The organism is Brevundimonas poindexterae (assembly GCF_020524625.1).
GTDB classification, from domain to species: Bacteria; Pseudomonadota; Alphaproteobacteria; order Caulobacterales; family Caulobacteraceae; genus Brevundimonas; species Brevundimonas poindexterae_A.
The window spans coordinates 86,544-99,886 of sequence record NZ_JAIVLL010000001.1 but is presented as its reverse complement, the minus strand read 5'-3'; the positions used below and the strand labels follow the sequence as shown (position 1 = coordinate 99,886).

At 67.8% G+C, this 13,343-nt stretch carries 18 protein-coding genes; 9 read left to right on the top strand and 9 right to left on the bottom strand.

Annotated features, from left to right (window positions below; all coding sequences use genetic code 11):
* Positions 1-106 precede the first annotated feature (106 nt).
* Complete coding sequence (locus tag LC068_RS00500; protein ID WP_226633638.1) at positions 107-919, top strand: endonuclease/exonuclease/phosphatase family protein; 813 nt, start codon at positions 107-109, stop codon at positions 917-919.
* Here LC068_RS00500 and LC068_RS00495 read toward each other — a convergent pair.
* On the bottom strand, positions 916-1,263 hold the full coding sequence (locus LC068_RS00495; RefSeq protein ID WP_226633636.1) for an ArsC family reductase: 348 nt from the start codon (positions 1,261-1,263) through the stop codon (positions 916-918). The genes LC068_RS00500 and LC068_RS00495 overlap by 4 nt on opposite strands.
* Positions 1,264-1,382: 119 nt before the next feature.
* Here LC068_RS00495 and LC068_RS00490 point away from each other — a divergent pair, with 119 nt between their 5' ends.
* Positions 1,383-1,874 carry a VOC family protein gene (locus tag LC068_RS00490; protein WP_226633634.1) on the top strand — a complete coding sequence of 164 codons (492 nt, stop codon included), beginning with the start codon at positions 1,383-1,385 and terminating at the stop codon, positions 1,872-1,874.
* On the opposite strand, the gene LC068_RS00485 is transcribed toward LC068_RS00490, so the two are convergent.
* A complete protein-coding gene (locus LC068_RS00485; RefSeq protein WP_226633631.1) occupies positions 1,871-2,242 on the bottom strand; it encodes an ArsR/SmtB family transcription factor in 372 nt (123 codons plus the stop codon). The two genes, LC068_RS00490 and LC068_RS00485, sit on opposite strands and share 4 nt — an antisense overlap.
* Before the next feature lie 75 nt (positions 2,243-2,317).
* On the opposite strand from LC068_RS00485, the gene LC068_RS00480 reads away from it, so the two are divergent.
* Genes LC068_RS00480 through LC068_RS00460 form a run of 5 tightly spaced genes read left to right on the top strand, consistent with a single transcriptional unit; the run spans position 2,318 to position 5,336 of the window.
* The gene (locus LC068_RS00480) at positions 2,318-3,247 is read left to right on the top strand and encodes an MBL fold metallo-hydrolase (protein ID WP_226633629.1); all 930 of its coding nucleotides are present in this window, start codon (positions 2,318-2,320) and stop codon (positions 3,245-3,247) included.
* Complete coding sequence (locus LC068_RS00475) at positions 3,244-3,672, top strand: YeeE/YedE family protein (protein ID WP_226633626.1); 429 nt, start codon at positions 3,244-3,246, stop codon at positions 3,670-3,672. Before LC068_RS00480 ends, LC068_RS00475 begins: the two co-directional genes overlap by 4 nt.
* A 1-nt stretch (position 3,673) precedes the next feature.
* Positions 3,674-4,120: a DUF6691 family protein gene (locus tag LC068_RS00470; RefSeq protein ID WP_226633625.1), complete on the top strand. Its 447-nt coding sequence runs from the start codon at positions 3,674-3,676 to the stop codon at positions 4,118-4,120.
* Positions 4,107-4,514 (top strand): TIGR01244 family sulfur transferase, encoded by a 408-nt coding sequence (locus LC068_RS00465; RefSeq protein ID WP_226633624.1) that lies wholly within the window; start codon positions 4,107-4,109, stop codon positions 4,512-4,514. Before LC068_RS00470 ends, LC068_RS00465 begins: the two co-directional genes overlap by 14 nt.
* A 27-nt stretch (positions 4,515-4,541) precedes the next feature.
* A complete protein-coding gene (locus LC068_RS00460; RefSeq protein ID WP_226633623.1) occupies positions 4,542-5,336 on the top strand; it encodes a sulfite exporter TauE/SafE family protein in 795 nt (264 codons plus the stop codon).
* Positions 5,337-5,340: 4 nt separating this feature from the next.
* Here the strand turns inward: LC068_RS00460 and guaA are convergent, their stop codons facing one another.
* The 5 genes from guaA to guaB are packed head-to-tail and all read right to left on the bottom strand — an operon-like array spanning position 5,341 to position 10,735.
* Positions 5,341-6,900, bottom strand: a complete 1,560-nt coding sequence (gene guaA, locus LC068_RS00455) for a glutamine-hydrolyzing GMP synthase (RefSeq protein WP_226633622.1) — start codon at positions 6,898-6,900, stop codon at positions 5,341-5,343.
* Positions 6,897-7,598, bottom strand: coding sequence for a 5'-methylthioadenosine/S-adenosylhomocysteine nucleosidase (locus LC068_RS00450; RefSeq protein WP_226633619.1), 702 nt, complete (start codon positions 7,596-7,598; stop codon positions 6,897-6,899). The genes guaA and LC068_RS00450 overlap by 4 nt, the downstream gene beginning before the upstream one ends.
* The gene (locus LC068_RS00445; RefSeq protein ID WP_226633616.1) at positions 7,595-8,854 is read right to left on the bottom strand and encodes an RsmB/NOP family class I SAM-dependent RNA methyltransferase; all 1,260 of its coding nucleotides are present in this window, start codon (positions 8,852-8,854) and stop codon (positions 7,595-7,597) included. The genes LC068_RS00450 and LC068_RS00445 overlap by 4 nt, the downstream gene beginning before the upstream one ends.
* Positions 8,855-8,863: 9 nt before the next feature.
* Positions 8,864-9,262 (bottom strand): MAPEG family protein, encoded by a 399-nt coding sequence (locus LC068_RS00440; protein ID WP_226633613.1) that lies wholly within the window; start codon positions 9,260-9,262, stop codon positions 8,864-8,866.
* Positions 9,263-9,277: 15 nt separating this feature from the next.
* Positions 9,278-10,735: an IMP dehydrogenase gene (guaB, locus tag LC068_RS00435; protein WP_226633610.1), complete on the bottom strand. Its 1,458-nt coding sequence runs from the start codon at positions 10,733-10,735 to the stop codon at positions 9,278-9,280.
* Positions 10,736-10,909: 174 nt separating this feature from the next.
* On the opposite strand from guaB, the gene LC068_RS00430 reads away from it, so the two are divergent.
* On the top strand, positions 10,910-11,473 hold the full coding sequence (locus LC068_RS00430) for a DUF2061 domain-containing protein (protein WP_226633608.1): 564 nt from the start codon (positions 10,910-10,912) through the stop codon (positions 11,471-11,473).
* Positions 11,474-11,482: 9 nt separating this feature from the next.
* Here LC068_RS00430 and LC068_RS00425 read toward each other — a convergent pair whose 3' ends face one another.
* A complete protein-coding gene (locus tag LC068_RS00425) occupies positions 11,483-12,196 on the bottom strand; it encodes an RlmE family RNA methyltransferase (RefSeq protein WP_226633605.1) in 714 nt (237 codons plus the stop codon).
* Between the two features lie 64 nt (positions 12,197-12,260).
* Here LC068_RS00425 and LC068_RS00420 point away from each other — a divergent pair, with 64 nt between their 5' ends.
* Positions 12,261-12,725 carry a peptidylprolyl isomerase gene (locus LC068_RS00420; protein ID WP_209119413.1) on the top strand — a complete coding sequence of 155 codons (465 nt, stop codon included), beginning with the start codon at positions 12,261-12,263 and terminating at the stop codon, positions 12,723-12,725.
* A 30-nt stretch (positions 12,726-12,755) separates the two neighbouring features.
* Here the strand turns inward: LC068_RS00420 and LC068_RS00415 are convergent, their stop codons facing one another.
* Positions 12,756-13,331 carry a hypothetical protein gene (locus tag LC068_RS00415; protein WP_226633603.1) on the bottom strand — a complete coding sequence of 192 codons (576 nt, stop codon included), beginning with the start codon at positions 13,329-13,331 and terminating at the stop codon, positions 12,756-12,758.
* Positions 13,332-13,343 lie beyond the last annotated feature (12 nt).

Sequence of the window (13,343 nt, the reverse complement as noted above, 5' to 3'; positions counted from 1 at the left end):
GTTCCCGGCTTCTATGGGGGAAGAGGCGCCGACAGGGTTGAACAGATGCGATGCCCCGGGTGAAATCTTCGTAAGGTTGGCACAGCCGATCGGAAAGGCTCCCCTTATGACCACCCGCCGCCGGCTTCTCGCCGCCCTGCCCGCCCTGTCGCTTGCCGCCTGTGCGGGCCTGCCGTCCCGCAATGCCGCGGGGCCCACGGTCGCCACCTTCAACATCTGGCACGATCAGGGAGACTGGCCCGCCCGCCTGCCGCTGGTCGAGGCCACCCTCCGCGCCGCGAACGCCGACGTCATCGGCCTCCAGGAGATCCTGCAGGACGGCGACGCGCTGCCCAACCAGGCGCAGACCCTGGCCGACCGGCTGGGCATGCAGATGGTCTTCAGCTCGGTCGACGACGCGGACCGCCCGCGGCGCTACGGCAATGCCCTGCTCTCCCGGCTGCCGATCCTTGACCATGACTGGGTCAAGCTGGAGCCCCTCGATGACTACCGCACCGCCCAGCGCATCCGCTGCCGGATGGCCGACGGCCGGATCGTCGACTTTGCCAATACCCATTTCCATCACACGCCCGAGGGTGGTGCGATCCGGGCCCGCCAGATTGCCCATCTGCTGGACTGGCTGCCGGACGACGGCGTGCCGCTGATCCTGACGGGGGACCTCAATGCGCCGCTCGACAATCCGGAAATGGAACCCCTCCGCGCCCGCTTCTCCGAAGCCCTGCGCACCGTTCATCCCGATCAGGCCGACCGCACCACGCTCAACACCGCGCTCGGCCACCGCTCGGCCCAGATCGACCACATCCTGTACGATGCCGGCGCGTTCCGCCCCGTAGAGGCCGCCATCCTCGGTGATCAGCCGGTCGGCGAGGTCTGGCCCTCGGACCACTTCGCCAAGGTGGCGCGGTTCGTCGGGGTCTAGTCCAGGGCGGCCTTCCACTCGTCCGGCTTGAAGCCAACCAGCAGCGTCCCGCCCGTCTCGACCACCGGCCGCTTGATCATCGAAGGCTGGGCCAGCATCAGCGCCACCGCCTTGTCGGCATTCAGGTCCGCCTTGTCCGCGTCGGGCAGCTTCCGAAAGGTGGTGCCGGCCCGGTTGAGCAGCTTTTCCCAGCCCACCTGATCCACCCAGCCGCGCAGCCGTCCCTCGTCGATCCCCGCCTTCTTGTAATCGTGGAAGGCGTAGGCATGCCCCTCTCCGTCCAGCCAGACCCGCGCCTTCTTGACCGTGTCGCAGTTGGGAATGCCATAGAGAGTGAGGGTCATGGGGAGCTCCTGTGAATCACGGGGCCTGATCCTGAAGCCTCTGTCCATCCCGGGCCAGCCCTTGCATTTAACTCTATGGTTTAATATCCTCGGCACTCTCTCAGCGAATGAGGCGCCTCATGACCTACGCCGATCAGACGACCCGTGTGATCCCCTGTCTCTGGTTTGACGATCAGGGCGAGGACGCCGCAGACTTCTACGTCTCGCTGCTTCCCAACTCGCGGATCGACCACATAACCCGTGCTCCCGACGACTATCCGGGCGGGAAGGCAGGCCAGGCGCTTGAAATCCAGTTCACGCTCGCGGGTCAGCCCTACTCCGCCCTGAACGGCGGCCCGTATTTCACCTTTACCGAGGCCATTTCGATCCAGGTGATCTGCGATGATCAGGACGAACTGGACCGCCTCTATGCCGCCTTGTCCGTCGTGCCCGAGGCCGAACAGTGCGGCTGGCTGAAAGACAAATACGGCCTGTCGTGGCAGCTCATCCCCCGTGACATGCCGGCCATGCTGTCGGATCCGGATCCCGCGCGGGCCAGACGCGTCTTCCACGCCATGATGGACATGAAGCGCCTCGACATCGCGGCTCTAGAGGCCGCCTACGAAGACTAGGGCGCGCTGACCGGCTCGGCGCAGAAGATATCGTGCAGCATGCCCATGATGCCCTGCACCCGGTCGTCGGCGATCGAATAATAGATGGAGCGCGACTCGCGTCGCGTCTTGACCAGACCGGCCTGACGCAGCTCGGCCAGTTGCTGCGACAGACCCGGCTGTTTCAGGCCAAGGTCCCGCTCCATCTCGCCGACGGCCCGCTCCTGACGGGTGATGTGGCACAGGATCAGCAGACGCGTCGGATTGGCCAGCTGACGCAACAGGTCAGCGGCCTCGGGGGCCTTTTCCTTGAGGCGGGCCATGGCCTCGAAATCCGGGGGCGGCAGGGTTTCAACGGTCATGTCGGACATATGGGGCTGGTGCGTCATCACGTCCACATAATTACATACTTGCAGTAATTATGAAACTGTTTATATCGGGACTCCACTGAACGGAGATTCCCGATGTCGGACCCCGCCCGCGACCACGCCGCTTCCATCATCGAAGCCGCCCTCGCCGATTCCGTCAAACGCCCTGTCGTGAAATCCTTCTTCGACCAGGCCACCTTCACCATCAGTCACGTCGTCCATGACCCGGCGACCCGTCGCGCGGCGCTGATCGACAGCGTGCTCGACTTCGACCAGGCCTCGGGGCGCACGTCCCACGCCTCGGCTGACGCCCTGATCGCCTATGTCGAGGCCCAGGACCTGACGGTCGACTGGATTCTGGAAACCCACGCCCACGCCGATCACCTGTCGGCCGCGCCCTATCTTCAGGAAAAGCTGGGCGGGCGCCTCGCCATCGGCCACGAGATCCTGACCGTGCAGGACGTGTTCGGGAAGATCTTCAACGAAGGCACCGAATTCCGCCGCGATGGCAGCCAGTTCGACCAGTTGTTCAATGACGGGGATCGCTTCACCGTCGGCTCGCTGGACGCGACGGTCCTGCACGTACCCGGCCACACCCCGGCCTGTCTGGCCTATGTCATCGGCGACGCCATCTTCCCGGGCGACACCCTGTTCATGCCGGACTATGGCACCGCGCGTTGCGACTTCCCCGGTGGCGATGCCCGCACCCTCTATCGCTCGATCCACCGGTTGCTCAGCCTGCCCGACGAGGCGCGCCTGTTCCTGTGCCACGACTACAAGGCCCCCCCGGGCCGGACCGAGTTCGCCTGGGAGACCACCGTCGGCGCCGAGCGCACGGGCAACATCCATGTGCGCGAGGGCATCAGCGAGGACGAGTTCGTCGCCATGCGCACCCAGCGCGACGCGACGCTGGCCATGCCGCGCCTGATCCTGCCCTCGGTGCAGGTCAATATGAACGGCGGGCGCCCGCCCGAGCCGGAGGCCAACGGCACCCGCTATCTCAAACTGCCGTTGAACCTGCTGTGAGCACGCTGTCCTTCATATGGCCCCTGACCGGCGGCCTGCTGATCGGGGCCTCGGCGGGCCTGTTCCTGCTGATGCACGGGCGCATCGCCGGCATATCCGGCCTGATGGCCAGTGGCCTGCGGCTGGGCGGCAGCGGCCCCCGCGATCTCAGCCTCGGCTTCCTCGGCGGCCTGCTGGGCGGGGCCCTGCTGGCCGGCGCCCTGATCCGCCGCCCGGAGGTGATCGTGACCAGCAGCCTTCCGCTGCTGATCATCGGCGGCCTGCTGGTGGGCTTCGGCACACGCTGGGGCTCCGGCTGCACCAGCGGGCACGGGGTCTGCGGCATTGCCCGCCTGTCGCCCCGGTCGCTGGCGGCCACCGCCCTGTTCATGGGGACGGCGGCCGTGACCGTCTTCGTCACCCGTCATCTGATCGGAGGGATGTAGGATGCGCCTGCTCATCGCCATTCTCTGCGGCGTCCTGTTCGGTGCCGGTATGATCGTCTCCGACATGGTCAACCCGGCCCGGGTGCTGGCCTTCCTCGACGTGACCGGCAACTGGGACCCCGCGCTGGCCTTTGTCATGGGCGGCGCCCTGATCCCGTCCGGCCTGGCCTATCTGATGCACCGGCGCATGCATGCCCCGATGCTGGCCAAGGATTTCGCCATTCCGACCAGCCGCAGGATCGATCGTCCCCTGATCGGCGGCGCCGTCCTGTTCGGCTTGGGCTGGGGCCTGGTCGGCCTGTGCCCCGGGCCTGCCCTTGCTTCACTCACGACCGGCGCCTGGCAGGGCGTGGTCTTCGTTGCCGCCATGCTCGCGGGCATGGCCGTGTTCCACTTCTTCCCGGCCCGCGCGGTCGTAGTTCAAGGAGCCCCCCATGGCAGGACGTAAACTGGACGACACCCTCAGCACCTCGCCCCAGGTGGCCCCCGAGGAACTCGAGATCATTGCGGCGGCCGGTTTCCGCTCGGTCATTTCCAACCGGCCCGACGGCGAGGATCCCGGTCAGCCCACCGCGGCCGAGATGAAGGCTGCAGCCGACCAGCACGGACTGGCCTTCCGCCACATCCCGGTCACCGGCGGCAACATCGGTCCGGACGACGTCGCGGCCATGGCCGAGGCGCTCGAGACCCTGCCCGCTCCCATCTTCGGCTTCTGTCGCAGCGGCACCCGCACCGCCATGCTCTGGGCGCTGGCCCGCGCGCCGCAGTCCGACCCGCACACCCTGATCAACGCCGCCCGCGAGGCCGGCTATGACCTTTCCGGCCTGCGCTCCCGTCTCTAGGGCCGGCCCCTTCCAAGGACACCTCCCGTGGACCTTTCCCTGCTGCAGTACGGACTCGGCGCGGCCGCCGGGTCCCTGGTCGGCTTCTCGCTCGGCCTTGTCGGCGGCGGCGGATCGATCCTCGCCGTGCCGCTGATCGTCTATCTGGTCGGGGTCAAGGAGCCGCACCTGGCGATCGGGACCAGTGCCCTCGCCGTGGCCGCCAATGCCGCCGCCAATCTGGTCAACCATGCCCGCCACGGCACGGTGAAGTGGAAGATCGCCGGCCTGTTCGCCCTGGCCGGTGTGGTCGGAGCCTTGCTCGGCTCTACGCTCGGCAAGGCCTTTGACGGCCAGAAGCTGCTGGCCCTGTTCGCCCTCCTGATGGTGATCGTCGGAGTCCTCATGCTGCGCGGCCGCAAGGGCGACGGCGATCCCGATGTCACCCTCACCCGGGGCAATGCGCCGAAGCTGCTCGGCACCGGAGCGGCCACCGGCATCCTCTCCGGCTTCTTCGGCATCGGGGGCGGTTTCCTGATCGTTCCCAGCCTGATGTATGCCACCCGCATGCCGATCTTCTACGCCGTCGGATCGTCGCTGGTCGGGGTCACAGCCTTCGGCCTGACGACGGCCGCGAACTATGCCCTGTCCGGCTGGGTTGACTGGCCGCTGGCCGGTGTCTTCCTGGCCGGAGGGATCGCCGGTGGCATGCTGGGCGCAGGGCTGGCCAAGACCCTCTCCAGCCACAAGGGCGCGCTCAACGCCGTGTTCGCGACCCTGATCTTCGTCGTCGCCGCCTACATGCTCTACCGCAGCGCAGGGGCGCTCGGGATCAGGGCCTAGCGCCCTATTCCCACTCGATGGTGCCCGGCGGCTTGGACGTCACGTCGTAGACGACGCGGTTGACGCCCCGCACCTCGTTGATGATGCGGGTGGCGGTCCGGCCCAGTACCTCCCACGGGAACTGATAGAAGTCCGCCGTCATGCCGTCGGTCGAGGTCACGGCGCGCAGGGCCAGCACCTTTTCATAGGTCCGGGCGTCGCCCATCACGCCGACGGTCTTGACCGGCAGCAGCACGGCAAAGGCCTGCCAGATGTCGTCGTACAGGCCGGCCTTGCGGATTTCCTCGAGGTAGATGGCGTCGGCCTCCTGCAGCGTCGCCACCGCATCCGGCGTGATCTCGCCGGGGATGCGGATGGCCAGACCCGGTCCGGGGAAGGGATGGCGTCCGACAAAGGCGTCGGTCAGGCCCAGCTCGCGGCCCAGCGCCCGCACCTCGTCCTTGAACAGTTCACGCAGCGGCTCGACCAGCTTCAGCTTCATATAGTCGGGCAGGCCCCCGACATTGTGGTGGCTTTTGATCACATGGGCCTTGCCGCTGGAGGAGGACACACTCTCGATCACATCGGGGTACAGCGTCCCCTGCGCCAGGAATTCGGCGCCGTCGATCTTGCCGGCCTCGCGGTCGAATACCTCGATGAAGACCCGGCCGATCGTCTTGCGCTTGGTCTCGGGATCCGACTGACCGGCCAGTTCGCCCAAGAATTCCTTCGACGCATCAACGTGGATCAGCGGAATGTTGTAGTGATCCCGGAACAGGGTCGTGACCTGTTTCGCCTCGTCCTTGCGCAACAGGCCGGTGTCGACGAACACACAGGTCAGCTGGTCGCCGATCGCCTCGTGGATCAGAACGGCGGCGACCGAGCTGTCGACCCCGCCCGACAGGCCGCAGATCACTTTCGCGTCGCCCACCTGTTCGCGAATCTGGGCGATCTTCTCCTCGCGATAGGCGGCCATGGTCCAGTCGCCCTTCAGACCGGCGATGCCGTGGGTGAAATTCTTCAGCATCCGGTCACCGCGCGGCGTATGCATGACCTCGGGGTGGAACTGGATGCCATAGAAGCGCCGCGCCTCGTCGCCAATCACCGCATAGGGCGAGCCGGGCGAGGTGGCGATCACGTCAAAACCCTCGGGGATGGCGACGATCTTGTCGCCGTGGCTCATCCAGACCGGCTCGTCCTCGCCGATCCCGGCCAGGCCCTCCAGCAGGGGGGAGGCCTTCTGAACCGTGATCTCGGCCCGGCCGAACTCGCGATGGTGCCCCCCCTCGACCTTGCCGCCCAGCTGCTCGCACATCGTCATCTCGCCGTAGCAGATGCCCAGCACCGGGACGCCGGCGGTGAACACTGCCTCGGGCGCCCGCGGGCTGCCTTCCTCGTGCACGCTCTCGGGCCCACCCGACAGGATGATCGCCGCCGGGTTCATCGCCGCCATGGCGGCCTCGGCCTTCTGGAAGGGATGGATCTCGCAATAGACCTTGGCCTCACGCAGGCGCCGCGCGATCAGCTGCGTCACCTGGCTGCCGAAATCGACGATCAGGACTTTCTGGTGTTCGGGTTGGCTCATGCGATCGGTTCCGGGGAGGCGGGCTGGGACATATCCTGGCGGGTGGAGGGGATGCGGTCGAGGGCGGCGAGGCCCCCGGCCTCCAGCACGTCCGTCAACCGATCCCACGCCGTGGCAAGGTGTTCGTCAATCAGATGCAGGGTGCCGGTCCAGTCCTCCAGCGCCTTCAGCTCGGTCCGTCCGTCAGACACGCCGCGCAGGGCAACCAATGGCACGTCAAACGTCTGGGCGGCCCGGGCCAGCGCCCAGGTCTCCATATCCACCATGTCGGCATCGATCGCGTCATAGGCCGCCCCAGAGACGACATTGGCTCCGGTCGACAGGGTCGCGGTCGGCAGGCCCGGGATCGGACACGGCAGCGGCAGGACCGCCGGCAGGTCCGACAACGGCGTCACGCCCTTCGGGAAGCCCAGCGCGCTGGCATCCATGTCGCGATAGCCGACCGAGGCTACCTGATAGACCGCAGCATGCTCCAGCGTGCGCGATCCGCAGGACCCCAGCGACACGATCAGGTCGGGCCGTCCGTCCCTCCCCTCCAGCCGGGCGAGCGCGGCGGTCAGCGACACCGCCGCCTCGACCGGGCCAACGCCGGTCATCAGCGGGTCGATGCGGGCCTTCAGATGCGCGCCGTATTCGGCCGGTGCAGCCATGACCGGCAACACCGTCACTCCGCCCCGACGCTCCAGCCGTCCTGTCATGCCGCTCGCTCATAGAGGGCAAGGAAGAAGCCGTCGGTGTCGGTCGCACCGGGCGACAGCCGGACCCGCGTCATCGGCCCGTCGGCCCACGGCGGCGTCACGGCGACCGGGCGCATATCCGGGTGGGCCGCCTCGAAGGCATCGGCGCTGGCCTTGTTCTCGCGCGTCAGCACCGAACAGGTCACATAGGCCAGCCGACCGCCGGGCTTCACCAGCTTCGCCGCCTGATCCAGGATTCGGACCTGCAGGGCATGCAGGCGCTCGACCTCGTCGGGCTTGAGGCGCCACGCCGCCTCGGGGTGACGCCTCAACGTCCCCGACCCCGAACAGGGTGCATCGACGAACACCAGATCTGCCTGACCGTTCAGGTCCTCCAGCCCCCCGCCGTTCTGGCCGATCAGGCGCAGGTCAGCCTCGGCGCCCGCGCGTTCCAGTCGGGGCTGGATGTTGTTCAGCCGCTTCTGCACCACGTCCGAGGCGATCAGTCGCCCCTCGCCCTGAAGCGCGGCTGCCAGCCCCAGGGTCTTGCCCCCGCCCCCGGCGCAATAGTCGACGACGGTCATGCCGGGCTTGGCCCCGGCGAGGGCACAGACGACCTGACTGCCTTCGTCCTGGATCTCGATACGGCCTTCGCGGAAGGCACCAAGCGTCTGGATGTTGGGCGGCGGTTCGGCCGTCAGTCTCAGGCCGACCGGCGACCAGGGCGTGCGCTCGGGCGACAGTCCGGCGGCGCGCAACTCACCCTCGACCGCCTCGAGGCTGGCCCGGCCGGTATTGACCCGGAGATCGATCGGCGCGCGCGGCGCCATCAGGGCCCGGGCCTCGGCGGCCCACTGATCGCCGAAGGTCTGCTTCAGGTCCTCGACCACAAACTCCGGCAGCCCCGCCTCGACCCAGCCGGGCAGTTCGCTGTCCTTGACCGCCAGTCGCCCGCGCTCGTGCTTCGACAGCGGTCCGGGGCCATAGCCCTCGCCCGTATGCAGGGCCTCGATCTCTTCAAGCGACAGGCCGTCCAGCACGCCCAGCGACCCGATCACCAGCGCCCGGCCGTCCTCGCGCCCGCCCATGATCCACGACAGTCGGCCCCGGGCCCGCAGCACCTTGTAGACCCGGTCGGCGATCGCGCGCCGGTCCTTGGAGCCCGCATAGCGGTTCTGCTGCCCCCAGGCCTTGATCACGACCTCGGCCGGGTGGCGACCCTGCGCGATGGAGTCGAGGATGGAAGCGGCGGCAGCCAGTCGGGCAGCAGGAGTCATTCAGGGCTTTCAGACAAACAGGGCCACGATCACCATGACCAGGCCGGCCAGGGCGGCCATCCACACAAGGCTGCGGACATAGGGCACACCCAGGGCGTAGAGCGGCACGTAGACGATGCGACCCAGCAGGTACAGCCAGGCGCCCCACTGCGTCAGCGTGCCGGTCTTGTCCGCCACCACGGCCATCAGCACGGCAGCGATGAACAGCGGCAGGGTCTCGAGCAGATTGTCCTGCGCCCGCTTGAGGCGTCCGGCCAGCGGTCCGGGCGGGGGCGGATTGCCGTCCCGCGGACCGGCATTCCATTTGGCGCCCAGCTCGGCCGTGCGTGCCGCACCCGCCGCCAGGATCTGAACCAGCGCCAGCACGAGCGTTCCGGCCAGGGCGATGAATTCCGGTGTCATGTCCATGACCGGTTCTCTCCCCTAGCCCTGACGATAGTTGGGCGCTTCGCGCGTGATCATCACATCGTGCACATGGCTTTCGCGCAGGCCCGCATTGGTGATGCGCACGAACCGCGCCCGCTCCTGATACTCCGGAATGGTGGCGGCCCCGACATAGCCCATGGCGGCGCGCAGGCCCCCGACCATCTGGTGGATGACCGGCGAGATCGGCCCCTTGTAGGGCGTCTGCCCTTCAATGCCTTCCGGCACCAGCTTCTCGGACGACACTTCCTTCTGGAAGTAGCGATCGGCCGAGCCGCGGGCCATGGCCCCGACCGAGCCCATGCCGCGGTACGACTTGTAGGACCGGCCCTGGTACAGGAAGACCTCGCCCGGGCTTTCGTCGGTGCCGGCGAACATCGAGCCCATCATGGCCACGCTCGCCCCGGCCGCGATGGCCTTGGCCAGATCGCCCGAATATTTGATGCCGCCGTCGGCGATCACCGGCACGCCGCTGTCCCGCGCCGCGCGGGCCGCATCCATGACGGCGGTCAGCTGGGGCACGCCCACGCCCGCCACGATGCGGGTCGTGCAGATACTGCCCGGCCCGATCCCGACCTTGACCGCATCGGCCCCGGCGTCGATCAGCGCCCGCGCCGCATCATAGGTCGCGACATTGCCGGCCACGATCTGCACCCGGTTGGTCTCACGCTTGATCCGCTCGACGGCCTTTGACACCTGCACCGAGTGTCCGTGCGCCGTGTCGATCACGATCACATCGACGCCCGCGTCCGCCAGCGCCAGCGACCGCTCATAGCCGCTGTCACCGACCGTCGAGGCCGCCCCGACCAGCAGACGCCCCTGATCGTCCTTGGCGGCATAGGGGTGGGCCTGGGCCTTCTCGATGTCCTTCATGGTGATCAGGCCGGTGGCGCGCATGTCGCCGTCCACCACAATCACCCGCTCGATCTTGCGCTCCCGCAGGATGGCGATCGCCTCGTCGCGCCCGGCCCCCTCGGGCACGGTGTAGAGTGGATCGCGCGTCATCAGCTCGGCGGCCTTGCGGTCCGGCGAGGTATCGAACCGCATGTCGCGGTTGGTCAGCATACCGACCAGACGTCCCGTCTCGCGGTCCACGACGGGAAAGCCCGAGATCTTCTTGCGGGCCACGATGTCGCGCACCTCGCCCAGGGTCGTGTCGGGGTGGATGGTCACCGGATTGATGACCATGCCGCTCTCGTACCGCTTCACCACGCGGACCTGCTCGGCCTGTTCGTCGACCGTCAGATTGCGGTGAAGCACACCCAGCCCGCCGGCCTGCGCCATGGCGATCGCCAGCCGGCTTTCAGTCACCGTGTCCATCGCCGAGGACACGAGCGGTATGTTCAGCTTCAGGCTGCGGGTCAGTCGCGTCGAGACGTCTGTCTCGGCGGGCATGACCTCCGACTTGCCGGGTTCAAGCAAAACATCATCGAAGGTAAGGCCTTCGCGTATCTCCATAGGGAGTCTCCGTTTTGCGGGCCGCGTATAACGGCGGCGGCGCCGAGTCTGCAAGGGGCAATCGCCCCCGCGACGCGCATTCCCGCGCAACTGTCACCCGGGCTTATGGCAACGATAGAAATTCTGACGTTGCAACCCTCTCAGTTCCCGCCCATTTTCGCTTCGATGGTGCGAATGATCCTCAGAACCGCGCGCAGCCTGGCGCTCAAGATCGCCAGCTACGGCGTCATGCACCTGGTGGTCGCCATTCTGGTGGCCTTTGCCCTGACCCGCGACTGGCGCATGGCCCTGGCGGTCGGCATGGTCGAGCCCTTCTTCCAGACCATCGCCTATTCCATTCACGACCGCATCTGGCACCGGATCGAGCGCCGCAAGCGCCTCACCCGCGTCGAGGAAACGGCCGAGGCCTTCACCGCCCGCCTCGAACTGATGGACGCCCGCGAGCAGGCCCGCTCGCACGGACATGCGGGCCACAGCCATGCCCTGCCCACCTCGTTCAAACAGGTGGCACTCAAGACCGTCACCTACGGCCTGATGCACTTCACCGTGGCCGTCATCGTGGCCTTTGCCATCACGCGCGACATTCGCATCGCCCTGGCTATCGGCATCGTCGAGCCCCTGGTGCAGACGCTGTTCTTCACCGTCCACGACCGCATATGGACCCGGATCGAGGCGCGCCGCGAAGCCCAGCGCGCCGCGCCCACCTACGGCAGCCTTGCCGACGACCCCCAACCCTGAGGCGGGGCGTCAGGGCTGCCGTCCCATCGCCACCAGATAGACTTCCGAACTGTCCTTCCGGCTGGACGCCGGCTTGACGTACTTCACCTCGCGGAAGCCGGCGCGCAGCTCGGCCAGCACGCCCCCGGCGTCACCGCCCTGGAAGTTCTTTGTCACGAAATGGCCGCCGGGCTTCAGCGTCCTGAGGGCGAACTCGGCGGCGATCTCGATCAGGGCGACGATCTTCAGGTGGTCGGTCTGGCGGTGGCCGATGGTGTTGTGGGCCATGTCGGACAGCACCACGTCCGGCGCCCCGCCCAGTGCCTCGATCAGCTGCCGGTCCACGCCCGGGTGGGTGAAGTCGGCCTGCACCAGTTCGGCGCCGGGGATAGGCTCGATCATCAACAGGTCCACGCCGACCACGGCCTGGGCCCCGCGCTTCAGCGCCACCTGCACCCAGCCGCCGGGCGCGGCGCCCAGATCGATAACCCGCGAGCCCGGGCGGATCAGGCCGAACCGGTCGTCGATTTCCATCAGTTTGAAGGCCGCGCGGCTGCGCCAGCCCTCGGCCCGGGCCCGGTCGGACCAGGGGTCGGCCAGCTGTCGCTTGATCCACTGCTGGCTGGACATGGACTTGTCGTCCGCCGTCTTCATCCTGGTGCCCATGCCCCGGCCCGCCGCCGTGCCCTTGGTCGGCGGTCGCACCATCCGGCGGCGAGGGGCGGGGTTTTCTTCGTCGGTCATGGCTCCCGACATAGCGCCCCGCGCGTTGAGCCGCTATGACCCCGCCTCGACAAAAGGAGCCCGTATGACTGCACAGACCCTCACCTTCACCCTCGACACCGGCAATGACACCGGCGGCGACGTCGTCATTCGCCTGCGCCCGGACCTGGCCCCCGGCCACGTCGCGCGCATCACCGAACTGGCGCAGGAAGGCTTCTACGACGGCGTGGTCTTCCACCGCGTCATCCCCGGCTTCATGGCCCAGGGCGGCGATCCGACCGGCACCGGCACCTCGGGCTCGAACAAGCCGAACCTGAAGGCCGAGTTCTCGGCCGAGCCGCACGTGCGCGGCGTCTGCTCGATGGCCCGCACCAACGACCCGAACAGCGCCAACAGCCAGTTCTTCATCTGCTTCGACGATGCGACCTTCCTCGACCGCCAGTACACGGTCTGGGGCGTGGTCGAGTCGGGCATGGAACACGTCGACGCCCTGCCCAAGGGCGAGCCGCCCCGCAATCCGGGCAAGATCGTCAAGGCGACCGTTAACTAGATCGATTTCGCCTATCCGGGCGGGGTGACGTCAGTCCCCCGCCCACCAGCGGAAGCCCACCGCCTGCGGGGCGCCCTGACCGATGCTGAGCGTGCCGTTCAGCACCGAGCCTTCCTCGCCCAGATTGCGCCGCGCCGTCGCCAGCGCATCGCCATTCAGCTGGGCGTCCAGCCGCACCACACCCAGCTCGTCCGACACGCCGACGAAGCGCAGCATGCCCTTCTCCAGACTGTAGAAGCGCGGCAGCACCCGCACGCGGCCGGTGTGGATCTCGCCGCTTTCGGTCTGGACCGTCGGGCTGGATTCATCCACGAACTCAAGCATGACCGGCGCGAACCGGCCCTCGCGCGCGCCATTCTCCCAGGCCGCAAAGTCCTGCGTCTGGCCGAGGAACACGTGATCCAGCCGCCAGCTGGCCTGCCGGACCTCGGTCGTCGGCCGGTAGTAGCCGGACACGTCCGCGCTCAGGTCATTGCTGAACCCCTCGGGCAGGGACGCCGTCTCTGCCCCCGTGTCCTTGGGCGCATCGGCCGGCTCCAGCGGCGGATCGCAGGCGGCCAGCGCCAGGGCGGCCATGCCCCCGGCGATCAGGGCGGCGGTGCGCATCACCGTCCTCAT